This is a genomic window from Actinosynnema sp. NPDC002837, assembly GCF_040295345.1.
In the GTDB taxonomy this organism is placed as follows: domain Bacteria; phylum Actinomycetota; class Actinomycetes; order Mycobacteriales; family Pseudonocardiaceae; genus Actinosynnema.
The window spans coordinates 1-21,494 of sequence record NZ_JBEOVG010000102.1 but is presented as its reverse complement, the minus strand read 5'-3'; the positions used below and the strand labels follow the sequence as shown (position 1 = coordinate 21,494).

At 73.5% G+C, this 21,494-nt stretch carries 25 protein-coding genes; 11 read left to right on the top strand and 14 right to left on the bottom strand.

All coding sequences use genetic code 11. The annotated features are described in order from the left end of the window. Positions 1 to 3: 3 nt before the first annotated feature. Both ABTZ99_RS38785 and ABTZ99_RS38780 read right to left on the bottom strand, forming a co-directional pair. Entirely contained in the window at positions 4 to 990 is a 987-nt protein-coding gene (locus tag ABTZ99_RS38785) for an FkbO/Hyg5 family chorismatase (RefSeq protein WP_498780993.1), read from the bottom strand. Beyond that, positions 987 to 2,198, bottom strand: a complete 1,212-nt coding sequence (locus ABTZ99_RS38780; RefSeq protein ID WP_499618038.1) for a 3-deoxy-7-phosphoheptulonate synthase — start codon at positions 2,196 to 2,198, stop codon at positions 987 to 989. Before ABTZ99_RS38780 ends, ABTZ99_RS38785 begins: the two co-directional genes overlap by 4 nt. Positions 2,199 to 2,578: 380 nt before the next feature. Between ABTZ99_RS38780 and ABTZ99_RS38775 the strand changes: the two genes are divergently transcribed. The 3 genes from ABTZ99_RS38775 to ABTZ99_RS38765 are packed head-to-tail and all read left to right on the top strand — an operon-like array spanning position 2,579 to position 5,633. Beyond that, entirely contained in the window at positions 2,579 to 3,796 is a 1,218-nt protein-coding gene (locus ABTZ99_RS38775; protein ID WP_498780995.1) for a sensor histidine kinase, read from the top strand. Next, positions 3,793 to 4,494, top strand: coding sequence for a response regulator (locus ABTZ99_RS38770; RefSeq protein WP_498780997.1), 702 nt, complete (start codon positions 3,793 to 3,795; stop codon positions 4,492 to 4,494). Before ABTZ99_RS38775 ends, ABTZ99_RS38770 begins: the two co-directional genes overlap by 4 nt. Positions 4,495 to 4,550: 56 nt before the next feature. Continuing rightward, entirely contained in the window at positions 4,551 to 5,633 is a 1,083-nt protein-coding gene (locus ABTZ99_RS38765) for a hypothetical protein (RefSeq protein ID WP_499618037.1), read from the top strand. Here ABTZ99_RS38765 and ABTZ99_RS38760 read toward each other — a convergent pair. Continuing rightward, positions 5,525 to 5,839, bottom strand: a complete 315-nt coding sequence (locus ABTZ99_RS38760) for a PadR family transcriptional regulator (RefSeq protein WP_184929076.1) — start codon at positions 5,837 to 5,839, stop codon at positions 5,525 to 5,527. The genes ABTZ99_RS38765 and ABTZ99_RS38760 overlap by 109 nt on opposite strands. 91 nt (positions 5,840 to 5,930) lie before the next feature. Between ABTZ99_RS38760 and ABTZ99_RS38755 the strand changes: the two genes are divergently transcribed. Both ABTZ99_RS38755 and ABTZ99_RS38750 read left to right on the top strand, forming a co-directional pair. Beyond that, positions 5,931 to 6,380, top strand: coding sequence for an RrF2 family transcriptional regulator (locus tag ABTZ99_RS38755; protein ID WP_498778721.1), 450 nt, complete (start codon positions 5,931 to 5,933; stop codon positions 6,378 to 6,380). 37 nt (positions 6,381 to 6,417) lie between these two features. Beyond that, positions 6,418 to 6,810, top strand: coding sequence for a RidA family protein (locus ABTZ99_RS38750; RefSeq protein ID WP_498778575.1), 393 nt, complete (start codon positions 6,418 to 6,420; stop codon positions 6,808 to 6,810). Positions 6,811 to 6,856: 46 nt separating this feature from the next. Here ABTZ99_RS38750 and ABTZ99_RS38745 read toward each other — a convergent pair whose 3' ends face one another. Further along, positions 6,857 to 7,381, bottom strand: a complete 525-nt coding sequence (locus tag ABTZ99_RS38745) for a hypothetical protein (protein WP_498781478.1) — start codon at positions 7,379 to 7,381, stop codon at positions 6,857 to 6,859. 137 nt (positions 7,382 to 7,518) lie between these two features. Here ABTZ99_RS38745 and ABTZ99_RS38740 point away from each other — a divergent pair, with 137 nt between their 5' ends. The 4 genes from ABTZ99_RS38740 (at position 7,519) to ABTZ99_RS38725 (ending at position 10,300) form a co-directional block, all read left to right on the top strand. Then, positions 7,519 to 8,238 carry a thymidine kinase gene (locus tag ABTZ99_RS38740; RefSeq protein WP_498781479.1) on the top strand — a complete coding sequence of 240 codons (720 nt, stop codon included), beginning with the start codon at positions 7,519 to 7,521 and terminating at the stop codon, positions 8,236 to 8,238. 70 nt (positions 8,239 to 8,308) lie between these two features. After that, complete coding sequence (locus ABTZ99_RS38735) at positions 8,309 to 8,902, top strand: helix-turn-helix domain-containing protein (RefSeq protein WP_499618036.1); 594 nt, start codon at positions 8,309 to 8,311, stop codon at positions 8,900 to 8,902. Positions 8,903 to 9,014: 112 nt separating this feature from the next. Continuing rightward, positions 9,015 to 9,485, top strand: coding sequence for an NUDIX hydrolase (locus ABTZ99_RS38730; protein ID WP_498781579.1), 471 nt, complete (start codon positions 9,015 to 9,017; stop codon positions 9,483 to 9,485). A gap of 470 nt (positions 9,486 to 9,955) precedes the next feature. Continuing rightward, complete coding sequence (locus ABTZ99_RS38725; protein WP_053722354.1) at positions 9,956 to 10,300, top strand: RNA polymerase-binding protein RbpA; 345 nt, start codon at positions 9,956 to 9,958, stop codon at positions 10,298 to 10,300. Between the two features lie 65 nt (positions 10,301 to 10,365). Here the strand turns inward: ABTZ99_RS38725 and ABTZ99_RS38720 are convergent, their stop codons facing one another. The 3 genes from ABTZ99_RS38720 to ABTZ99_RS38710 are packed head-to-tail and all read right to left on the bottom strand — an operon-like array spanning position 10,366 to position 13,797. Then, positions 10,366 to 11,160: a polyprenol monophosphomannose synthase gene (locus ABTZ99_RS38720; protein WP_499618035.1), complete on the bottom strand. Its 795-nt coding sequence runs from the start codon at positions 11,158 to 11,160 to the stop codon at positions 10,366 to 10,368. Then, on the bottom strand, positions 11,135 to 12,742 hold the full coding sequence (gene lnt, locus ABTZ99_RS38715; protein WP_498781485.1) for an apolipoprotein N-acyltransferase: 1,608 nt from the start codon (positions 12,740 to 12,742) through the stop codon (positions 11,135 to 11,137). Before lnt ends, ABTZ99_RS38720 begins: the two co-directional genes overlap by 26 nt. A gap of 23 nt (positions 12,743 to 12,765) precedes the next feature. Then, the gene (locus ABTZ99_RS38710; RefSeq protein WP_499618034.1) at positions 12,766 to 13,797 is read right to left on the bottom strand and encodes an MrcB family domain-containing protein; all 1,032 of its coding nucleotides are present in this window, start codon (positions 13,795 to 13,797) and stop codon (positions 12,766 to 12,768) included. Positions 13,798 to 13,949: 152 nt separating this feature from the next. On the opposite strand from ABTZ99_RS38710, the gene ABTZ99_RS38705 reads away from it, so the two are divergent. Next, complete coding sequence (locus ABTZ99_RS38705; RefSeq protein WP_141974906.1) at positions 13,950 to 14,135, top strand: PspC domain-containing protein; 186 nt, start codon at positions 13,950 to 13,952, stop codon at positions 14,133 to 14,135. On the opposite strand, the gene ABTZ99_RS38700 is transcribed toward ABTZ99_RS38705, so the two are convergent. After that, a complete protein-coding gene (locus tag ABTZ99_RS38700) occupies positions 14,129 to 14,875 on the bottom strand; it encodes a TetR/AcrR family transcriptional regulator (protein ID WP_498781490.1) in 747 nt (248 codons plus the stop codon). The genes ABTZ99_RS38705 and ABTZ99_RS38700 overlap by 7 nt on opposite strands. Positions 14,876 to 14,885: 10 nt before the next feature. Further along, positions 14,886 to 15,251, bottom strand: coding sequence for a GntR family transcriptional regulator (locus ABTZ99_RS38695; protein ID WP_498781491.1), 366 nt, complete (start codon positions 15,249 to 15,251; stop codon positions 14,886 to 14,888). A gap of 95 nt (positions 15,252 to 15,346) precedes the next feature. Between ABTZ99_RS38695 and ABTZ99_RS38690 the strand changes: the two genes are divergently transcribed. Continuing rightward, positions 15,347 to 15,775 carry a hypothetical protein gene (locus tag ABTZ99_RS38690; protein WP_498781493.1) on the top strand — a complete coding sequence of 143 codons (429 nt, stop codon included), beginning with the start codon at positions 15,347 to 15,349 and terminating at the stop codon, positions 15,773 to 15,775. A 47-nt stretch (positions 15,776 to 15,822) separates the two neighbouring features. On the opposite strand, the gene kal is transcribed toward ABTZ99_RS38690, so the two are convergent. From kal to kdd, 5 genes are all read right to left on the bottom strand, one after another. Beyond that, a complete protein-coding gene (gene kal / locus ABTZ99_RS38685; protein WP_498781494.1) occupies positions 15,823 to 16,215 on the bottom strand; it encodes a 3-aminobutyryl-CoA ammonia lyase in 393 nt (130 codons plus the stop codon). After that, a complete protein-coding gene (kamE, locus tag ABTZ99_RS38680) occupies positions 16,212 to 16,997 on the bottom strand; it encodes a lysine 5,6-aminomutase subunit beta (RefSeq protein WP_498781496.1) in 786 nt (261 codons plus the stop codon). Before kamE ends, kal begins: the two co-directional genes overlap by 4 nt. Then, on the bottom strand, positions 16,994 to 18,562 hold the full coding sequence (gene kamD, locus ABTZ99_RS38675; protein ID WP_499618033.1) for a lysine 5,6-aminomutase subunit alpha: 1,569 nt from the start codon (positions 18,560 to 18,562) through the stop codon (positions 16,994 to 16,996). The genes kamE and kamD overlap by 4 nt, the downstream gene beginning before the upstream one ends. Positions 18,563 to 18,729: 167 nt before the next feature. After that, positions 18,730 to 20,319 carry an amidohydrolase gene (locus tag ABTZ99_RS38670; RefSeq protein WP_499618032.1) on the bottom strand — a complete coding sequence of 530 codons (1,590 nt, stop codon included), beginning with the start codon at positions 20,317 to 20,319 and terminating at the stop codon, positions 18,730 to 18,732. Next, complete coding sequence (kdd, locus tag ABTZ99_RS38665; RefSeq protein WP_499618031.1) at positions 20,316 to 21,332, bottom strand: L-erythro-3,5-diaminohexanoate dehydrogenase; 1,017 nt, start codon at positions 21,330 to 21,332, stop codon at positions 20,316 to 20,318. The genes ABTZ99_RS38670 and kdd overlap by 4 nt, the downstream gene beginning before the upstream one ends. Positions 21,333 to 21,494 lie beyond the last annotated feature (162 nt).

Sequence of the window (21,494 nt, the reverse complement as noted above, 5' to 3'; positions counted from 1 at the left end):
GGTTCACGGTGTCATCCCTTCGATCTCGACGAGCAGGTCCGGGCGGCAGACGTCGACGGTGAACACCGCGATGTCCGCGCGCCGGGAGAATTCGTCGCGGCACAGCCGCGTCACGAGGGGCACGTCCTCGGGTCGCTTGACGTAGACCTTGATCGCGCGCAGGTCGTCGAGGCGGTAGCCGCCGTCGATCCCGTGCCCGGTGAGGTTGTCCGCGCCGATGAGCGCGGCGATGTTGGCCAGCGTCACCTGGACCTGGCGCGCCACGTCGCCGGGCGCCACGGTGGCGTGGTCGAGGATGCTCGCGGTGCCCGACACGTACAGCGAGCCCCGACCCCGCTCCGGCTTCAGGTACGTCGCCCGCGCGAAGCTCGGCGGCCTCGGCCCGTACTGCTCCGGGTACTCGTGCGCGGGCACCTGCAACGGGTTCTCCAGGTGCACGGCCGTGTGCGACCGGTGCGCCAGGAAGTAGAACGCGACGCCGTCGCCCAGCGAGCCGATGCCGGTGGACGCCGGCATGGCGTGACCGCGCTCGTCGAACGCCTTGCCCCGGCCGACGCAGAAGTCCCGGTACACCTCGGTGCCGCGCGCGCTGGGCTCCGTGATGCCGTCGAGCATGTTCCACATGCGGAACACGTTCGGGTAGCCCAGGGCCTCGACCAGCTCGAACGCCGCCAGGTACGCCTGGTGAGCGGCCTCTTCGCAGTCCGCCGACGGCCCGATCCACCCGGCGCAGAACAGCACCTCGCCGTCGTGCGCGTAGAGCAGCCCCTTGTGCTCGCCGGTCCGGACCAGGCTCCCCTCGGTGTGCCAGACCTCCACGACCTCGGGCTCACCCGGCCGCAGCATGTGCAGCGGGAGGACCGGCAGGCCGTGCTCCCACCGCGGCCGGCCGCCCCTGGTCGAGTGGCGGACGGCGCCCAGCACGGTGTCGCCCGCCAGGACGGCGAAGTCCTCCGCCGTCCGGAACGTGCACGGCGGCGTCACTATCACGTTGCCACGCAATGTTTTTCCCCCTCTTGAAGTCGGACCGCACGCCACGCCGCGATCACGGCGAGCGCCTGTCCGGGATTGAGCCGGGGGTCGCAGAGGCTCGTGTACGAGCCGGTCGGGAAGTCGTCCCAACCGCATTCCGCGACCTCGTCCGGAGTGGTTTCCAGGTGCAGGCCGCCGGCCACCCCGCCGCCGGCGTCCACGGCGGCCCGGAAACCCGCGACCTCGCGGACCACCGTGGCGACCAGTCGGGTCTTGCGGCCCACGGCGTCGGTGACCGTGTTGCCGTGCATCGGGTCGCACAGCCAGATCACCGGGTGGCCGGCCGCGCGGACCGCGTCCACCAGCGGCGGCAGCAGTTCGGACACCGCGTCCGCGCCGAGGCGGGCGATCAGCGTGAGCCGACCCGGCTCCCGCTCCGGGTCGAGCCGCTCGCACAGCGCCCGCAGCTCGTCCGGCCGCATGACCGGGCCCACCTTGCAGGCGACCGGGTTCGCCACCGACGCCAGCAGCCGCACGTGCGCGCCGTCGACGTCGCGGGTCCGGTCGCCGATCCACGGCCAGTGCGTGGAGGTGAGCAGCGGGACGCCCCGGTCGTCCCGGCGCACCATCGGCAGCTCGTAGTCCAGCACCAGCGCCTCGTGGCTGGTCCACAGCGACGGGTGGTGGTGGCGCAGCAGCCCGGTCGCCGACCGCGCCGCGTGGTAGCCGGCGACGAGCCTGGCCGGGTCCGCGCGCCGGGCGGTCGGGTCCGCCTGCGGCGCGTTGACCAGGTCGCCCCGGTACACCGGCAGCTCCACCCCGTCGACCACCTCGGTCGGCCGCGAGCGCGGCTTGGCGAACTGCCCGGCCACCCGGCCGACCCGCACCACGGGCCGGTCGTCGTCGCCGAGCGCCGTCGCCAGCCGGTCGACCAGCGCCGCCTTGGGCGTCACGTGGCGCGGACCGCACTCGGCGAACGGCTCGGCGCAGTCACCGGCCTGCACGACGAGCCGCCGACCGGCCGCGACCTCGCCCAGTTCGCGCCGCAGCGCCGCCACCTCGCCGGGCGTCACCAGGCCGGCCAACCGCGCCAGCCTCGCCCGGAACGACCGCGCGCGGCGGTCCGGCCACGGCGGCTGCTGGGCGGCGGGCAGCGATTTCCAGTGCGCCGTCTCCCATTCGGACAACACCCTGGCGTGGCTGCGCGGAACTGGCTCCGTGGACACTCGCGCCTCCGTCGGTCTGGTTCGGTCGTCGGTTTTGTACGGCAATCATGCGGAAACGCGATGTGCCTTTTCGTCGGTCCCCGGGTGGATTCGCCGGGTCCGCTTTCCCGTGCTGCGTCGCCCGATCGAGGTAAACCGTGAGGGGGATCGTCAAGCTCCGACGCCGGGTGGACGATAGTTCGGGGAAGATGTGTTGCCATTGTTCCCAGCACGTGGAAATGCGTGCGCACCGAACGCGAGATGGCGTGACAAGGGGAGGGAATGGTGTCCGGTTCGAACGTGCGACTTGTCGTGTCGGTCCAGGCGCGCGCTTTCGAGGGCGAACCACTGGCGATCGGCCCGTGCGGCCACCTGCCGTCGTGCCGGAAGGAATCGGCCTGATGGACGGCGAGGGACGGCCACGGTGGTTGTCCCGCTTCACGGCGGTCGACGTCGCCCTGGCCGCCTCGGCCACCGCGGTGGACGTCTTCCTGTTCTCGGCGGTCAGCAACCGCACGCCGGCGGGCGCGGGTCTGTGGTTGTTCGTCGCCCTGGTCGCGGTCGGCTTCGCGGCGCTGCTGGTGCGGCGCAGGTACCCCGTGCTGGCGTTCGGGGTGGTGTGGGTGTGGGCGGTGCTCGTCATGCCGACGAACGAGCTGGAGTTCCGGCCGACCGCCGTGCCGTGCATGGCGTTGTTCGCCGTCGCGCTGCACGGGCGGCTGAAGGCGTCGGCGGGCGCGCTGCTCGCGTGCGCGGTGCTCGCCGTGCTGGCCGGGCTGACCGAGGCCGCGTCCCGGCCGCCCGAGGCGCGGATGGTCGCCACCTACGCCACGCTGGTGTTCTACCTGCTCGTGTACGGCTGCGTGTGGGCCGGCGGGCGGTGGGCGCGGCTGAGCCGGCAGCACGCCGAGGACCTGGAGTTCCGCCGCCGGGTGGAGGCGCACGAGGCGGTGATGGGGGAGCGGACCCGGATCGCGCGCGAGCTGCACGACATCGTGGCGCACTCGGTGACCGTGATGGTGTTGCAGGCGGCGGGCGCGCGGCGGGTGCTCGACAGCGACCCGGTGCGGGTCGGACAGGCGCTCGGCCACATCGAGGAGGCGGGCGAGCAGGCGATGGGCGAGCTGCGGCGGATGCTGACCGCTTTGCGGCTGAGCGACGACGACGAGGCGGGCGACGGGGTGACCGGCCGGCCGCAGCCGGGTCTGGCCGACGTGGAGCACCTGGTCGGCACGATCTCGGCGGCGGGGGTGCGCGTCCACACGCGGGTGGAGGGTGAGCCGGGTCGGCTCGCGGCCAGCGTGGACCTCGCCGCGTACCGGGTCGTGCAGGAGGCGTTGACGAACGTGACCAAGCACGTGGGGCCCGGCGCGGAGGTGGACGTGCGGCTGCGGTGGGAGCCGTGCGAGCTCACCGTCGAGGTCGCCGACGACGGTCGGGGACGGCGGCCGGAGCGGGCGCTGTCCACGAACCACGGTCTGGCCGGGCTCGTGGAGCGGCTGGCGATCGTGGGCGGGAGGTTGGCGGCCGAGCCCGCGCCGGCGGGCGGGTTCCGGGTGACGGCCGTGCTGCCGGTCGCCGGGCCGGTGGCGAGCGAGCCCGTGCGGGAACACCGGTGATCCGGGTGATGCTGGTGGACGACCAGCCGTTGGTGCGGGCGGGTCTGGCGATGCTGCTCGACGCCGAGCCGGACATCGAGGTGGTGGCCGAGGCGGACGAGGGGGCGGGCGCGGTCGCGCGGGCCGCGGAGCTGCACCCGGACGTGGTGCTGATGGACGTGCGGATGCCCGGCGTGGACGGGGTCGAGGCGACGCGGCGGATCATCGACGCGGACCCGGCGGGCGAGGACCACGCCACGAAGATCATCATCCTGACGACGTACCACGTCGACGAGGCGGTGTACGCGGCGCTGCGGGCCGGTGCGACCGGGTTCCTGCTCAAGGACGCGGTGCCGCGCGAGCTGGTCGACGCGGTGCGCACGGTGGCGTCCGGTGAGGCGTGGCTGGACCCGACCGTCGCGAAAGGACTGATCCGGGAGTTCGCGGCCCGGCCCCGGCACCAGTTGCCGACGTCGGCGGAGATGGGTGAGCTGACGGTGCGGGAGCGGGAGGTGCTGGTGCTCGTGGCGCACGGGTTCTCGAACCCGGAGATCGCCGGGCACCTCGTGGTCGGTGAGGCGACGGTGAAGACGCACCTGGGGCGGATCCTGATGAAGCTCGGGCTGCGCGACCGGGCCCAGGCGATCGCGGCGGCGTACCAGAGCGGCTTGGTCGTGCCGGGGAGCAGCCCGCCACCGCCGGCCGGGCGTCCGACTTGATCGTTACGGTTGGTCTTGGGGCGGTTGCGAAGCGGCGGTGCGCGGTACCGTGAGCCGTGCGCATCCGTCCGCGCCGGGCACAGGGCCGTGCCGAACCGAGCGTCGTGCTCGATCCGGCAGCGGCGGAACTCGTGCGGCTGGGTGCGTTGCTGGAGGTCGTGGTCCAGGCCGTGGCGTTGCAGGATCGGGCGGAGGCGGTGATCGCCGACTGCGCGCAACCCGGTGAGCCGTCGTGGGAAGTGGCGCGCAGCGGACGTGCCGTGGCGGCCCAGTACGGCCGGCTGTCCGGCTGGGCGGCGGACCTCGCGTGGCAGGCCGACCGTCCCCCGCCGCCGCAGCGGATCGTGGAGCTCATCCGCTACCACCTCGGCATGCTGGACTGCGCCCTGCGCCTGGCCTTCCCCCGCTACCGCACCGACCGCCTGGAAACCCGCCGCCTCGCCATGACCGGCCTGGGCGCCCCGGCCCGCGAACTGCGCGACCTGGACCACCACCGCCACCGCGGTCAGCAGCGCCGGGCCGTGCCACAGCAGCGGCCACCACGGCGGGAACCCCGCCGCCATCGACCACACCGCCGACACCAGCGACACCGCGCCCAGCACACCCCCGGCGACCCGGCCCCACGCGCGGCGGCCGCCGACCAGCGCCGCGAACGCCACCACCGCCACCGCGTCGTACCACCAGCCCTGCACGTCGACGCCGGGGCCGAGCCGGGCGATCACCGTCCACGACTGCGCCGAGGCCACCAGCTGACCCAGCAGCCCGGTCAGCGCCAGCACCCGCAGCACGGTCCCCGCCGCGCGCCGCTCGCCCAGCCGCACCCGCACCGCCAGCGCCGCCGTCGCGCCCGCCTCGCCCCACCCCGGCCAGCCGTGCTCCAGGTCCAGGTCGTCGGTGCGGTCCGCCAGGAAGATGCCGACCATCTCCTCCTCGCGCTCCGCGCGGTACCAGGCGGGCAGCACCCGCAGCAGCGACCGGTACCGGCGTTCCAGGTTCGACCTCCCGGCGTGGGACCGCCCCGCGTCCGACCTCACAGCGCACCCCTCGCCTTCAGCACCGACGACGCGGCGCGCACGTTCGCCGACAACCGGGCCACCTCGGCCGACAACACCCGCACACCGGCGTCGGTCAGCCGGTAGTAGCGGCGAAGCCGACCCTGGTGCACCTCCTCGCGGTCGCGCTCGGCCAGGCCCTCCGCGACCAGCCGGTCCAGCACCCCGTAGAGCGTGCCGACCCGCAACCGCATCCGACCCTCCGACAGCCCGTCGACCGCGCGCACGATCGCGTAGCCGTGCAACGGCTCCTCCGCCAACGCGGTGAGCACCAGGAACACCTGCTCCGACATACCTCTCACACCGCACGTTATACCGCTTCGCGATATATCTCGGCAATAAATCTGGATACCGGATGTCCAGGATCGGGTTAGGGTGGTGACCGTGAAGATGGCCGAGGGCGTCGAATGGGCCCTGCACTGCTGCCTGGACCTGTCCTGGGCGGGCGGGACCCCCGTCCCCGCCGCCCGCCTCGCCGCGCTGCACGGCCTGCCGGCCGCCTACCTCACCAAGCAGCTGCAGGCCCTCGGCCGGGCCGGCATCGTGCGCTCCACCCCCGGCCCGCGCGGCGGCTACCTGCTCGACCGGCCGCCGCACGCCGTGACCCTCATGGACGTCGTCGCGGCCGTCGACGGCGCCGACCCCGCGTTCCGCTGCACCGAGATCCGCGCGGGCGGCCCCCACACCACCCGCTGCGCCATCGACTCCGCCATGACCCGCGCCGACCTGGCCTGGCGCCGCGAACTGGCCGGCCGCACCCTCGCCGACCTCGACGCCGACGTGCGCCGCGCCGACCCCGACGCCCCCGCCGCCACCCGCGCCCGACTCACCTGACACCCGACACCCGACACGACCGGAAGGACGCTCGACCGTGCCCCACACCCTCGCCAACCCCGACGCGCTGCCCGACCCCACCGGCTACGGCTACAGCCACGTCGCCGCCACCACCGGCGACCTGGTGTTCGTCGCCGGCCAGTACGGCTGCGACGCCGACGGGCGCCTCGTGTCCGACGACTTCGCCGAACAGGTCGACCGCGCGTACGCCAACCTCGGCACCGCCCTGCGCGCGGTCGGCCTGGACTACCGCCACGTCGCCCGCCTGGGCACCTACGTCGTCGGCCACGACGCCGACCGGCTCACCGTGCTGCGGGACCACGCGCTCCGCATCTGGGGCGACCGGCCACCCGCGCAGACCCTGCTCGGCGTGGCCACGCTCGCCCTGCCCGGGATGCTGTTCGAGGTCGACGCCGTCGCGGTCCGCTGAGCGGGTGGCGCGTCGCCCCGCGCGACGCGCCACCCGCGGGTGCCGCCTACTCGCAGCGCGCCGCGGTCACACCCCAGTACAGCAACGTCGACGTGGACGCGGTGGTGCCCCAGTACCGCCACGTCGTGCCGAACGACGAGCGGCTGCCGACGTGACTGTAGGAGGTGTTGCCCGCGGTGAACGCCGCCGTGCCGCAGCGCAGGTCGAACGACGTCAGCGTGTCCTCCGCGGTGCGGGTGAGGTCCACCTGGGCGGTGGCGGTGCCGTCGGGGTTGCAGCGCACCGCGTAGGCGGAGTCGTAGACGGGGAACACCAGGCCGCCGTTGGCCCGGTAGGTGACGTGCCAGATCCGGTAGCTGCCGAGGCCGGCCATCGCCGAGCCGACGTAGTTGTGGAAGTAGGTGCCGACAGGCTCGAGGTAGCCGTTGCCGTTCGGCGCCCACTTGAGCGTTTCGATCGTGGTGGTCGACGTGCACGCCCCGGCGGGCGCGGCACCGGCGGTACCCGGTGACGACACGGCGAGCCCCAGCACCACCAGGGGTAACGCGAGCAACGCGACGATCCTGCGCATGACTCCTCCTCGGACGTCGTCGGCCGGCCCGGCGCGGACGGCCGCGGTGTCGGGCCGCCCCGGGCGGGGCGACTCCGTCCACCGCACGGAGGAGGTCGCGGCGGCCCCGCTGATACCGCGCACTAGGGTGGCCCGCCGTGGAACCGATCATCCCCGCCCCGGACCCGACCGACGCGCTGTCCTCCGTGCCCGCAGCCGGGGTCGGCCGCGGCCTGCCGCCCACCGGGAGGCTGAGGTTCTTCTTCGGGCCCATGGACTGCGGCAAGTCGACGCTGGCCCTGCAGATCGACCACAACCAGGCCCGCCAGGGCCGCCGCGGGCTGCTGCTGGTGCGCCACGACCGCTCCGGCACGCCCACCATCTCCAGCCGCATGGGCCTGGTCCGCCACGCGCTGGAGGTCCACGAGGAGATGGACCTGTGCGCGCTGGTGCGGGAGCACTGGTCGCGGGGCAGCCGGGTCGACTACGTCATCGTCGACGAGGCCCAGTTCCTCTCCGCCGAGCAGGTCGACCAGCTCGCCGAGCTCGCCGACGACGCCCACCTCGAGGTCTACTGCTTCGGCCTGGCCACCGACTTCCGCAGCTGCCTGTTCCCGGGTTCGCAGCGGCTGTTCGAGCTGGCCGACGAGCTCAACGCGATCCAGGTCGAGGTGCTGTGCTGGTGCGGGCGCCCGGGCCGGTTCAACGCCCGCGTCCACGACGGCGACGTGGTGCGCGCCGGGGACACCGTGCTGGTCGCCGACACGGTCGCCGCGGACACCGTGGAGGTCCGCTACCAGGTGCTGTGCCGCACGCACTACCGCACCGGCGACCTCGGCCCGCACACCGTGAACGGCCGGCAGCTCAGCCTCACCTGACCCGGCTGGACGTCCACCCTCCCGTCGTCCCACAATGGCAATCCCTGTTGCCGATCCCGGGACGACACGCATGAGCGACGCGGGCGACACCGCCGACGACCCGACCGACGAGGTGCTGGACAAGGTCGGCGAGCGGCTGCGCCACATCCGCACGAGCCGGGGCGCGACGCTGGCCGACCTGGCGGAGGCGACGGGGATCTCCAAGAGCACCCTGTCGCGCCTGGAGTCGGGGCAGCGGCGGCCGAGCCTGGAGCTGCTGCTGCCGATCGCGCGGGCGCACCGCGTGCCGCTGGACGAGCTGGTGGGCGCGCCGCCGGTGGGCGATCCGCGGATCAGGCCGGTGCCGGTGCGCCGCAACGGCATGACCGTGCTCCCGCTGACCCAGCAGCCGGGCGGCCTGCAGGCGTTCAAGATGATCATCCCCGATCGGGGCGAGCCGGATCCGCGCACGCACACCGGCTACGAGTGGCTCTACGTGCTGTCGGGGCGGCTGCGGCTGATCCTGGCCGACCACGACGTGGTGCTGGGGCCCGGCGAGGCGGCGGAGTTCGACACGCGGCTGCCGCACTGGTTCGGGCCGGCGGGTCCGGAGCCGGTGGAGATCCTGAGCCTGTTCGGCAAGCAGGGCGAGCAGATCCACATGCGCACCCGGCACAGGACGTGACGGGCGGGAACGGTCACACTGTGCGCATGAGGACTGCGTGCGCCGGGACCGTGTGCGTCACCGTGCGCGTCGGGACCGGTCGGGTGGGCGGGTGCGGGACGGGGCGTCGGTCGTGACGGGCGGGCGCAGTGCCGGGATCCTGCTGCACCGGGTGGTCGACGGCGGGCGGCAGGTGCTGCTGGGCCACATGGGCGGCCCGTTCTGGGCGCGGCGGGACGAGGGCGCGTGGTCGATCCCCAAGGGCGAGCCGGAGGACGGGGAGGACCTGGAGGCGACCGCCCGCCGGGAGTTCGCCGAGGAGCTGGGGCTGCCGGTGCCCGAGGGCGAGCTGGTGCCGTTGGGCGAGGTCCGGCAGTCCGGCGGCAAGGTCGTGACCGCGTGGGCCCTGGAGGGCGACCTGGACCCCGATCGGGTGGTTCCGGGGACGTTCACCCTGGAGTGGCCGCGAGGGTCCGGGACGGTGCGCGAGTTCCCCGAGGTGGACCGGGTGGCCTGGTTTCCTCTGGTCGAGGCGCGGGTAAAGCTGGTGAAGGCCCAACGGGAGCTGCTCGACCGACTCGCCGAAAAGCACTCTTTCGAGTGACACTGAAGTCATCGATCGGATAAAGCGTCCGATTGGACGTTTGGGTGCGGTCCGGACGGGTGATTCATCCTCATGTCCGCCACCGAGCACACTCGACCGGCCACCCAGCGTGGCGACCTCCCCCGAACTTCGTGAAATAACTTTGCGTAACCGTAACCATGACGGACGTCACTACCGGCGAGTTAAACCCGCCGTAACGTCGCCCTGCGTGGTCGGTCTAAGCTGTCGCAGCCGCACGACTTCTGCCAGGACTACTCCATCGGTGTGATGGAGTCGCCCGGTAGCTTGATAACGCGTCACGATCCGGCCGCGATTGCATCCCTTAGGAGGAAGCCTTCGTTGACGGGTGAAAGACGTCACTGTGGGCGACGATGACCGTGAAGCCGGGAACGAACGGAGCAGTCCGATCGTTGCACTCGGTGAGCAACAAGCCTGGGCCCCGGCCCTGAGCCGAGCGAAAGGACACCGCCATGGCCGACCGCGTTCTACGGGGTAGCCGGCTCGGAGCAGTCAGCTACGAGACCGACCGCAATCACGACCTCGCCCCGCGCCGGTCGGTGCGGTACGCCTGCCCCAAGGGCCACGACTTCGAGGTCCCGTTCTCCGACGACGCCGAGATCCCCCACACCTGGGAGTGCCGCCTGCACGGCCAGGAGTCGAAGATCATCGACGGCGCCGAGCCGGAGGCGAAGAAGGTCAAGCCGCCGCGCACGCACTGGGACATGCTCCTGGAGCGGCGCACGATCCCGGAGCTCGAAGAGCTGCTGGACGAGCGGCTGGAGGAGCTGAAGGGGCGGCGCACCCGCACCGCCTGACCGCGTCGACGTGCGAAGGGGCCCACCGGATCTCTCCGGTGGGCCCCTTCGGCGTGCGCGGGGGTCTAGCGGTTGCTGGGGGTCTTGGTCTTCTTGGGGGCGAGCAGGTCCCGCAGCTGGGTGCCGCGGCGGCGCAGGCCCCACTTGGTGACGCGGATGAGCGCTTCGCGGACGATGTCGCCGCTCATCTTCGACACGCCGATCTCACGCTCGGTGAACGTGATGGGCACCTCGACGACCCGGTAGCCGAGTTCGATGGTGCGCCAGGCGAGGTCGATCTGGAAGCAGTAGCCCGCGGAGGCGACGTTGTGGAGCTTGAGGTTGCGCAGCACGTCGGTGCGGTAGGCGCGGAAGCCCGCGGTGATGTCCTTGACCGACGCGCCGAGCGCGAGCCGCGAGTACAGGTTGGCGCCGCGGGAGAGGAACTCGCGCTTCTTGGGCCAGTTGACCACGGTGCCGCCGGGCACGTAGCGGGAGCCGATCACGAGGTCCGCGTCGTGCAGGGCGTCGAGCATGCGGGGCAGGTCCTCGGGGGCGTGGGAGCCGTCGGCGTCCATCTCCACGAGCACCTGGTAGCCGCGGTCGGTGCCCCAGCCGAAGCCGGCGATGTAGGCGGCGCCGAGGCCGGCTTTCTCCGTGCGGTGCAGCACGTGCACGCGGTCGTCGGCGGCGGCCATCTCGTCGGCCAGCTGTCCTGTGCCGTCGGGGCTGCCGTCGTCCACCACGAGGGCGTGCACGTCCGGCAGCGCGGTGTGCAGCCGCTGCACGATCTTCCCGATGTTGTCCCGCTCGTTGTAGGTCGGGATCACCACCAGCACCGGCCCGAGCTCGCGGTCAGGCTGCGCCTGCTGGTCCGCCATCCGTGTCCTCCTCGCCGACCCCCGCACCAGGGGTCGGACGCGTCCGTCGTCGTGTCACTGTCAAGGCGATCGCCACGGCCGTCAGGCCCAGAGCGGTCATCACCCACTCGGGCCATGCGCCGAGCCGGGTGGCCAGCGTAGCCTCCCCGCGCAGCGGGACCGTGGCCACCAGCGCGTCGGCGGTGAACAGGCCGGTCCGCTGGGTGACGGACCCGTCCGGCCGCACGATGGCGGACACGCCGCTCGTGGCGGACACGATCACGGATTTGCCGTGTTCGACGGCGCGGACGCGGGACATGGCCAGTTGCTGGTAGGTCATCTCGGTGTAGCCGAAGGTGGCGTTGTTGGTGGGGATGGCGATGAGGTTCGCGCCTTCGGTGATCGAGTCGCGGACGACGCCGTCGAACGCGACCTCGTAGCAGGTGTCGATGGCGACCTTGGCGGGGCCCATGGTGAAGCCCTCGGGGTCGGTGCCGGGTTGGAAGGTGCCGGCGCGGTCGACGGTGTCGGTGAAGATCCGGAAGAACTCGCGGTAGGGCATGGTCTCGCCGAAGGGCTGCAGCTGCCGCTTGGTGTAGGTGTCGGTGGGGCCGACGCCGGGTTCGTAGAGCACGACGGTGTTGCGGGGCAGCTTGTCGTCGGGGTCGATGACGACGGCGCCGACGGCGACGGGCACGCCGATGGCCTCGGTGGCGCGCTGGATCTGGTTGGCGGCGTCGACGTTGCGGAAGGGGTCGATGTCGGAGGAGTTCTCCGGCCAGATGACCAGGTCGGGTTGTTCGGCGCGGCCGGCGCGGACGTCCTCGGCCAGTTGCAGGGTGCGGGCGACGTGGTTGTCGAGCACGGCGCGGCGCTGGGCGTTGAAGTCGAGGCCGGCGCGGGGCACGTTGCCCTGGACCGCGGCGACGGTGGCGACGCCCTGGTCGGGGTCGGTGTGCACGAAGGTCGTGGCGGCGATGCCGGCGGCGAGGGGCAGCACGAGGGCGGGCGCGCCGACGCGCCAGTCGCGGACGAGGTGGGCGGCGCCGAGGCCGGTGAGGGCGACGGCGAACCCGATCAGGGGCGCGCCGCCGAGGGAGGCCAGCGGCAGGTACCAGCCTTCGGGTTGGCCGAAGGCGATCTTGCCCCAGGGGAAGCCGCCGAAGGGCACGACGGCGCGCAGGGCCTCGTCGGCGACCCACACCAGCGCCATCCACAGCGGCGCGCCGGGCAGCCGGGACACCACCGCCATGACCGCGGTGCCGACGGCGACGAGGACCGCGCACAGCAGGGCGAGCGGGAGCCAGGCGATGAGGCCGACGAACTCGCCGGTCCAGCGCAGCAGGGGCGCCATGAACGCCAGGCCCCACACCAGGCCGAGGCCGAACCCGGCGCGGGCGCGGCGGCCGTGCAGGAGCAGGCCGAGGACGGCGAACCCGACGGGCGCGAGCCACCAGGTCGTGCGCGGGGGGAAGCTGAGGAACACCGCGGCCCCGCCGACGGCGGCCAGCAGGGTCCGCAGCAGCGTGCCGCGCACGTCCCGGCGGCGGGCGGGGGGCGTGTCGGCGACGGGTTGATCCGGCGTCACGGGGGCTGCGACCACCGGTTCAGCCTACGAGCCGCCGGTCACGACCCCGCACCCGGTCGTGACCCGCCACCGCCGCGCCCACCCGTGCGGTACCGGTAGGCCAGGGGCGTGAGGTCCTCCCCCGCCACCTTCCACGGCTGCACGACCCTCATGCGGCCGCCGGTGGCGCGTGGCGGTGTGGTGCTCCGGTCCAGTGCGATGTCGCCGACGACGACGAGCATGGTGTGCGGGTACCGGTCGGCGTTGAGCCGGACCTCGTCGCGGGTGAGGACGACCTCTTCGCCGCTCGAGGTGGTGCCCTTGACCTCGACGTAGAGCCGTTCGCCGGGTCGGGTGGCGTCGAGGTCGTAGGACTCGGTCGCGCCGACGTCGAGGACGGTGAAGCCCTGTGCCTCCAGGTAGCGGCGGGCGCGGGCCACGGCGTGGGTCTCGATCGCGGTGCGGTCGGCTTGGCCGAGCCCGAAGCCCTGGCCGGTGCCGCGGCGGCCGGCGGCGCGTGCGGCGGACGCGACGGCGTCGGCGACTTCGGGCGCCTGCTCGTCTCCGGGTGGGGTGGGGGTTTCTTCCACCTCGTGCAGCCGTCCCAGCACGGAGACGAGGAACCGCAGGTCGGTGTCGAGGACGTCGTCGGTCGGGAGGGCGTCGCGTCGGTAGTCGAACGCCGCCACGGTGCCGTGCTCGTAGCCTCGTGCCCGTTTGCCTCGGCTGCCCTTGAGCGCGATCGCGGGCAGCAGGTCGGGTCGTCTGGCCAGTTCGCGGGCGAGCGCCGCGCGGGCACGGTCGGCGCCGGCGCGCAGTTCGGCGACGGGCCGGTCGACGGGCGAGGTGCCGTTCCAGGTGGTGGTGCCCTGCATGAGGGTGAGGTAGACGCTCTCGCCGCGGGCGTCGAACAGGTACACGACGTACCAGCCGTCGCGGGGTGTGGGTGAGCGGCTCGCGGAGTGCACGCGGGCCCGCAGCCACGCGGTCATCCGGTCGCGGACGAGTTCGCCGCGGCGCCGCATCGTGTCGGTGTACTCGTCGGTGAATTCCCGTTGGGCGTCGAGCACGCCCTGTAAGACCTCGAGCACCCCCGAAGCATCACACGGACGGGTGACCGTGTGGGCGGGGGTGACGTGTGGGGACGTGCGGGGTTGCCCCGGGATTGGGTCGTGGCCGGTGGGGGTAGGAAATCAGGGTTCCCACCGATGTCCGGTGGCGTGAGCGCGGGGAGGGTGGAGGCATGACCACGTTGACCAGACCTCAGGACCGGAAAGTGATCGCGGGTGTGTGTGCGGGGCTGGCGGCCCGGTACGGGTGGCGGGCGAGCACGGTGCGGTGGGTGTTCGTGCTGTCGTGCCTGTTGCCGGGGCCGCAGTTCCTGATCTACCTGGCGTTGTGGGTGATGATGCCGAAGCGCCCCTACTGACGGCTGTCGACGAGGGCCTGGATGCCGTCCAGGACGCGGTCCAGGCCGAAGGTGAACGCGTGGTCGCCGTCGTAGGCGGCGCCGTGGGTCTGGCCGGCGGCGGCGCCGACGCGGGCGGCGACGGGGAACCGCGCGGGGTCCAGGACGCGGGCGAGCAGCGGCGCGGCGGTCTGCCACCACTGGTCGTCGGTGAGGCCGGTGCGGTCGCGGGTGCGGTCGGCGTCGACGGTGACCTGGACGGCGGCGCGGACGTGGGCCAGGACGAGGGTGAGGACGGAGTCCATCTCCAGGTCGGACAGGCCGATGCCGTCGACGGCGCGCAGTTCGTAGTCGTACTTGGCGACGACGTGGGGTCCGAGGACGGCGCGGTTGGCGGGGACCTGCAGCAGCCAGGGGTGGCGCAGGTGCAGGTCGCGGTTGTCGCGGGCGATGCGGGCGAGCCGGCCGCGCCACCCGCCGGGCACGTCGGCGGGCCGGGGTGTCTCGCCGTGCACGGCGTCGACCATGGCGTCGAGGAGTTCGGCTTTGCCGGGGACGTGGGTGTAGAGGGACATGGTGCCGACGCCGAGGGCGTCGGCGACGCGGCGCATGGACAGCGCGGCGAGTCCTTCGGTGTCGGCGAGGTGGACGGCGGCGGTGACGATGCGGTCGACGTCGAGGTCCTTGCGGCCGCGGTGGGCGCCGGTGCGCCACAGCACCGCGAGGGTCCGGGCGGGGTCGGCGGCGGGTTCGGTGGCCACGCGCGTCACCCTACGGGTGGTGGGTGTCGGTGAGGGCGGCGCGGACGATGTCGAGGGCTTCGTCGCCGGTGAGGCCCTGGTCGCGGGCGGTGGCGGCGTAGGCGCGGGCGGCGCGCAGGACGCGTTCGCGGCCGCGTTGCCCGGCGGCGCTGACGACGGTGCCGGCGCGGCCGCGGGTTTCGATGAGGCCGGCTTCCTCGAGTTCGCGGTAGGCGCGGGCGACGGTGTTGACGGCGAGGCCGAGGTCGGCGGCCAGGGCCCGCACGGTGGGCAGGCGGGTGCCGACGGCCAGGTCGCGGTCGGTGATCGCGCGGGCGAACTGGGACCGCACCTGTTCGTAGGGCGGCACGGGCGAGGCCGGGTCGATGCTGATCACGCGTCGATAGTGGCAGAGGGCGGGGTGCGGGCGCGTGCGGGCGTGCGGTGACGTCGGGTCGCCGGTCGGGCACGGGGCGTGGCAGGGTGGTGGGTGTGTTCCGCGGACCGCTGCTGCCGACCGTGGCCCTGGCGTTGGTCACGGGTGTGGTCGTGGCGGTGGCGTTGTTCGCGCCGGGCCGTCACGTCACGGGCACCCCGACGCCGCACTGCGCGGCGTTGCAGGTGTTGTTGGACAGCGACGAGGAGATGCGGCGGGTGGCGGGCGAGCTGCGCGGTGACCGTCGGGTGCGGGAGGTGCGCGACGAGCGGACGCAGGCGGACAACCACGCCCGGTTGACCGCGCAGTTGCGGGCCTCGGGCCGGGACGACCTGGCGGACGCGGCGCGGGTGGAGGGGACGCCGGCGTCGTTGCGGGTGGTGGAGGCGTTCGGGGTGGACGCCGGGGAGTTGGCCGAGGAGCTGCGGCTGGAGCACCGGGTGAACCTGGTGGACGTGTGCGCGGACCCCGAGGCCGGCGACTGACGGAACGCTCACCCGGCGTGGTCACCGAGGGTGGTCACCCACCGTGGTCATTGGGGTTTCTCGGGTGCGACGACGGTGCCGCGGGCGCGGGTGACGACGACGGGCGGGTCGAGGACGTCGGCGGCGGAGGGGCCGCGGTCGGGGGCGCTGCGGCACACGACGCGGGCTTCGAAGTCGATCTCGCGGGAGCGGGTTCCGACGCGGACGAGGGTGGCGGTGGCCTCGATGACGTCGCCTGCCTGGACGGGTGCGAGGAACTCGACGGCGGAGTAGGCGGCGAAGAGCCCTTCGTCGCCGTCGGTGCGGATGAGCAGTTCGGTGGCGACGTCGCCGAACAGGCCGAGTCCGTAGGCGCCGTCGACGAGGTTGCCGCCGTAGTGGGCGTGGGAGTGGGGCACGTAGCGGCGGTGGGTGACGGTGAATCCCTCGGTGAGGCTCACGCGTTCTCCTTGCGGGCGTCGGTGGTCCGCGCGGTCGCGGTCGGGGCGGTGGTGGTTTTGGTCCGGATGGCGTGGGTGAGGTAGCTGGCGACCTCGCCGGGTGTGGTGCCGCGGCCGAAGACGCGGTCCACGCCCAGCTCGGCGGCCATGAGCGGGTCGAAGCGGGGTCCGCCGGCGATGAGCAGCGGTCGCCGCTCCCCCATGGCCTCGCGGAACGCGGCGGACATCTCGCGGGTGTTGAGGAGGTGGGCGTCGCGTTGGGTGACGACCTGGGAGACGAGGACGGCGTCGGCTTTCTCGGCGCGGGCGCGGCGGACGAGTTCGGGCACGGAGACCTGCGCGCCGAGGTTCACGACCTTGAGCTCGCGGTAGTACTCGAGGCCTTTCTCGCCGGCGAAGCCCTTGATGTTGAGGATGGCGTCGATGCCGACGGTGTGGGCGTCGGTGCCGATGCAGGCGCCGACGACGACGAGTTTGCGGCGCAGGAGCTTCTTGAGGGCGGTGTTGATCTCGGCGGGGGTCAGCAGCGGGTACTCGCGTTCGACGACGCGCACGTCGTCGAGGTCGACGATGTGGCGGACGGAGCCGTAGACGACGAAGAAGGTGAAGTCGTCGCCGACGGGGTGGGAGTGCACGACCATGGCAGGGTCGATGCCCATCTTGTTCGCGAGTTGTTGCGCGGCGCCGTCGGCGTGGGGGCCGGCGGGGAGGGGCAGGGTGAACGAGGTCTGCACCATGCCGTCGCCGGTGGTGTCGCCGTAGGGGCGGACGTGGCGCTTCACGGGTGTGCCTCCAGCAGGTCCGCGGCCGGGTTGTGGTAGTCGTCGGCCTTGGACACGACGCCGTCGGCGCCCTTGCCGCCGTCGGCGGGGCGTTTCATGAGGCCGAAGGTGCCGTCGGCGATGGCGTCGAGCAGGCCGTCGTCGACGATGCGGGCGAGCAGGTCGACGGCGTCGCCGAGGACCTGGTGGGCGCGTTTGACGATGAGTCCGTCGGGGGCGGGCCGGAAGTCCTCGCGCAGTCCGCCGGCGGCGTCGAGGACGTAGCGGACGTTGCGCAGGGCGAGGTCGCGGTCGGACAGGAACGGGGTGACGACGGCTTCGGTCATCATGCCGACGAGCAGGATGGACTGGCCGGTGAGCAGGCCGGCGAGGTTGAAGAACCCGTCGAGCAGGTAGCCGTGGAACACGTCGCCGGTCATGTGCTTGGTGGGCGGCATCCACTTCAGCGGCGCGTCGGGGAACAGTTCGCGGGCCAGCAGGGCGTGGGCGAGTTCGAGGCGGAACGACTCGGGCACGGCGGGGTTGATCTCGAAGGCGTGGCCGAGGCCGAGGAGGTGGTCGGGCAGGCCTGCTTCGTGGGCGAAGTGCTCGTTGAGCAGCTGGGACACGGTGACGGTGTGCGCGGCGTCGACGGCGTCGGCGGTGGTGAGGTAGTTGTCCTCGCCGGTGTTGATGACGATGCCGGCGCGGGCGTGGACCTGGCGGGAGAACCGCTGGTCGACGAAGGTGCGGATCGGGTTGATGTCGCGGAACAGGATGCCGTACATGGAGTCGTTGAGCATCATGTCGAGGCGTTGCAGGCCGGCGAGGACGGCGATCTCGGGCATGCACAGCCCGGAGGCGTAGTTGGTGAGCCGCACGTACCGGCCGACCTCGTGGGACACCTCGTCCAGGGCCGCGCGCATGATGCGGAAGTTCTCCTGGGTGGCGTAGGTGCCGGCGAAGCCGTGGTGGGTGGCGCCTTCGGGGACGTAGTCGAGCAGGGACTGGCCGGTGGAGCGGATGACGGCGATGATGTCGGCGCCGGCGCGGGCGGCGTTGCGGGCCTGCACGACGTCCTCGTCGATGTCGCCGGTGGCGACGATGAGGTAGATCCAGGGGCGTCGGGGCGGGTCGCCGAGTTTGGCGACGAGCTTGTCGCGTTGGGCGCGGTTGCGGTCGACGGTGCGCAGGCCCTTGGTGACGGCGGCGGTGGCGGCTTTGCGCGCGCGTTCCCGGTCGCGGCCGGTGGGGAGGGTGTAGCGGACCTGTCCGGCGGCGGTGGCCTCGGCCAGGTCGGTGAGGGTGGCGAGGTCGTGCTCGCGCAGGGCGTGGAAGACGGGCAGCGTGACGCCGTGTTCGAGGCCGCAGTGCTCGCGGACGGTGTCGACGACGCGGTTGACCCAGGGGACGTCGCCGGCGCGGTGGGTGGTGTCGGCGCCGGTGATGCCGGCCAGGCGGAGCGTGGCGCGCTCGACCGCCACCGTGGTGTGGGCCCGGGCGAGGGCCACCACCGGTTCGGCGGCGCGGGCGGCGAGTTCGCGCGCCGTGGCGACCACCTTCGGGTCGAGGTCGAGCAACGCCATCTGCTTCACTCCTGTTCTTCGGGGTCGGTCAGCCGATGTGCGGATCGGTGGCCCGCGGGAGCGGTTGCCCGGTGGTGGCGGGGGCGCGTCGCCTCGTCCCGCGGGCCGGCTCGAGGATCCCGTCGAGCCCGTCGCGGTCGCAGCGGACCGAGGGGAAGACCGTCACCTCACGCCTCCCGGTCGTAGACGGTGCGGCCGCGCAGGACGGTGCGCAGGCACGTGGGCGCGGGGCCGTCGAGGGCGGGCAGGGCGGGGACGCGGGAGCGCGGGTCGGTGGACCAGCGCTGCACGCGGCTGTCGGGGGCGGCGACCTCCAGCTCCCCCGCCTCCCACACGGCGTAGGTGGCGGGCGCGCCGGGTTGCAGGGTGCCGGTGACGCCGTCGTCGACGCCGGCGGCGCGCCAGCCGCCGCGGGTGTGGGCGTTGAACGCGGCCCGCGGGGAGAGGCCGTGGCCGTCGGTGCGGTGGTGGACGGCGGCCTTGATCGCGGCCCACGGGTCGACGGCGGTGACGGGGGCGTCGGAGCCCAGGGCGAGGATCATGCCGGCGGCGGCGAGGCGGGAGAACGGGTTGAGCGCGGTGCCCCGTTCGACGCCGAGCCGTCGGGCGTACATGCCGTCGGTTCCGCCCCATTCGTGGTCGAACAGGGGTTGCACGGAGGCGACGACGCCCCAGGAGGCCAGCCGCGCGGCCTGCTCGCCGGTGATCATCTCCAGGTGTTCGAGGCGGTGCCGGCGGGCGGCGAGGGCCGGGGCGCCGACGATCGCGGCGGCCCGGGCGAAGCCGTCGACGACGGTGGCGACGGCGGCGTCGCCGATGACGTGGAACCCGCCCTGCAGGCCGGCGCGGGTGCAGGCGACGAGGTGTTCGGCGACGGCGTCGGCGTCGAGGTAGAGGGCGCCGGTGGTGTCGGCGTCGGCGTAGGGCTCGCACAGCGCGGCGGTGCGGGAGCCCAGGGCGCCGTCGACGAACAGGTCGCCGGCCAGGCCGCGCACGGGCAGGTCGACCGGGTCGAGGCCGCCCCAGTAGCCGGCGACGTCGAGCAGGTCGGTGGCGAGCAGGTCGGCGAGGTCGTCGCGGCCGGAGATGTCGGGTCCGGCGCATTCGTGCACCGACGCGATGCCGCGTGACGCGGCATGCTGAAGGAATGCCCGTTGGGCGGCGCGGCGCCGGTCGACGGGGATGGCGTCCTTCGCGGCCCGGCGCACGTGGTGGTGCGCGGCGCGCGAGAGGGGCCCGTCGGGGTGCCAGCCGTCGGCGCCGCGGGCGTCGGGGGCGAGGTCGAGCAGCGCGGTGGAGGCCAGCGCGGAGTGCACGTCGATGCGGGACAGGTAGACCCGGGCGCCGCGGGCGGCGTCGTCGAGTTCGGCCCGGGTCGGCGGCCGGTTCTCCGGCCAGCGGGTCTCGTCCCAGCCGTGCCCCCAGACCAGGGGGCCGTCGGCGGCGCGCACGGCGTCGAGCAGCTCGGTCAGCGACCGGCAGCCGGTGAGGTCCAGGCCGGTGAGCAGCAGCCCGGCGGAGGTGGCGTGCACGTGGGCGTCGACGAACGCCGGGGCGACGAACGCGCCGTCCAGGTCGACGACCTCGGCGTCGGGGTGCAGGGCGCGGCCCGCGCCGTCCTGGCCGAGCCACACCACGGTGCCGTCGGTGATCGCCATCGCGGTGGCGTCGGGAGCGGTCGGGGAGTGGATGCGCCCGCCCACGAGCAGGCGCGTCGACGGGTGCGTCGACGCCGGGTCGCCGTTCACTGTAGTCACGCCTGCCGAGTCTGCCGGTGCTCGAACAGGGCCCGCACGGCAGGTTCGCCGCGCAGCAGGTCCAGGGCGAACGCGGCGTGACCCGGCACGTAGCCGTTGCCGACGAGCATCTCCACGTCGGCGGCGAGCCCTTCGGCGCCCAGCGCGGCGGCGGGGAACGACGTGGCCATGGAGAAGAACACCACGGTGCCGCCGTCGGCGGTGGCCAGGATCGCGCCGTGCTCGCAGCCGGGCACGTCCACGCACACCACGGTCACGTCCACGCGGTCGCCGACCGCCTCGGCCACCGCGACGGGGTCGCGGGCGTCGGCGACGACCACCCGGTCGGCCAGGCCCGCGGCGCGCACGGCGTCGGCCTCGCCCGCGGTCGGCACCAGGGCGACGAGCAGGGACGCGCCGGCGCGGCGGGCGGCGGCCAGCGACAGCGACCCCGACTTGCCGCCGCCGCCCAGGACCAGCACCGACGGCGCGTCCCGGCGGCGCACGACCCGGTCGGTCAACGCGGGCGCGCCGCACACGTCCAGCACCGACAGGGCCAGCGGTTCGGGCAGGTCGTCGGGCAGCACGGCGGCGATGGAGCGGCCGAACAGCACCGCGGTGCCCTCGCACGGCGCCTGCTCGTCGGCGCCGTCCCACGCGGCGAGGCCGTCGGTGATGCGCAGCGGCGTGAGGGTGAGCGACACCAGGGTCGCGATCCGGTCGTCCACGCGCAGGCCCAGCGGCGAGTCGGGGCCGACCTCGCGGACCGTGCCCAGCAGCATGCCGCCCGATCCGGTGACGGGGTTCTGCATCTTGCCGCGGTCGGCGACGATGTCCAGCACGGCGCGGCGGACGCCGTCGACGCCGTGCCGCTCGCGCAGCTGCCGGTAGGAGGCGGCGTCGAGGTTGAGCCGGGTGACGTCGACGAGGACCTCGTCGAGCCCGCACACGGGGGTGGCGTCCAGCCGGAGGGCCTGCTGCGGCAGCACCCCGGCGGGTTCGAGGACGCGGTGCAGCCCGTACGGCGACGTCATGGAAATCCTCCGGTCGACAGGCGTCTGGACCGGGATATCTTCACGTGAACGGGCGAGATTCCGCAAGGGACACGCTCCGGGGGTGGTGCTGGGCCGAACACGACCGTGCCCGGCCCCAGGGTGGGATCCCCCTGGGGCCGGGCAACCGGACGACGGACAGGC

Excerpts from the sequence above, each read along its gene's own strand:
- kdd (WP_499618031.1), bottom strand. The coding sequence starts at position 21,332 with ATGACGTCGCCGTACGGGCTGCACCGCGTCCTCGAACCCGCCGGGGTG.
- kamD (WP_499618033.1), bottom strand. The coding sequence starts at position 18,562 with ATGGCGTTGCTCGACCTCGACCCGAAGGTGGTCGCCACGGCGCGCGAA.
- ABTZ99_RS38735 (WP_499618036.1), top strand. The coding sequence starts at position 8,309 with ATGAGCGACGCGGGCGACACCGCCGACGACCCGACCGACGAGGTGCTG.
- ABTZ99_RS38725 (WP_053722354.1), top strand. The coding sequence starts at position 9,956 with ATGGCCGACCGCGTTCTACGGGGTAGCCGGCTCGGAGCAGTCAGCTAC.
- ABTZ99_RS38775 (WP_498780995.1), top strand. The coding sequence starts at position 2,579 with ATGGACGGCGAGGGACGGCCACGGTGGTTGTCCCGCTTCACGGCGGTC.
- ABTZ99_RS38760 (WP_184929076.1), bottom strand. The coding sequence starts at position 5,839 with ATGTCGGAGCAGGTGTTCCTGGTGCTCACCGCGTTGGCGGAGGAGCCG.
- ABTZ99_RS38705 (WP_141974906.1), top strand. The coding sequence starts at position 13,950 with ATGACCACGTTGACCAGACCTCAGGACCGGAAAGTGATCGCGGGTGTG.
- ABTZ99_RS38745 (WP_498781478.1), bottom strand. The coding sequence starts at position 7,381 with ATGCGCAGGATCGTCGCGTTGCTCGCGTTACCCCTGGTGGTGCTGGGG.
- ABTZ99_RS38720 (WP_499618035.1), bottom strand. The coding sequence starts at position 11,160 with ATGGCGGACCAGCAGGCGCAGCCTGACCGCGAGCTCGGGCCGGTGCTG.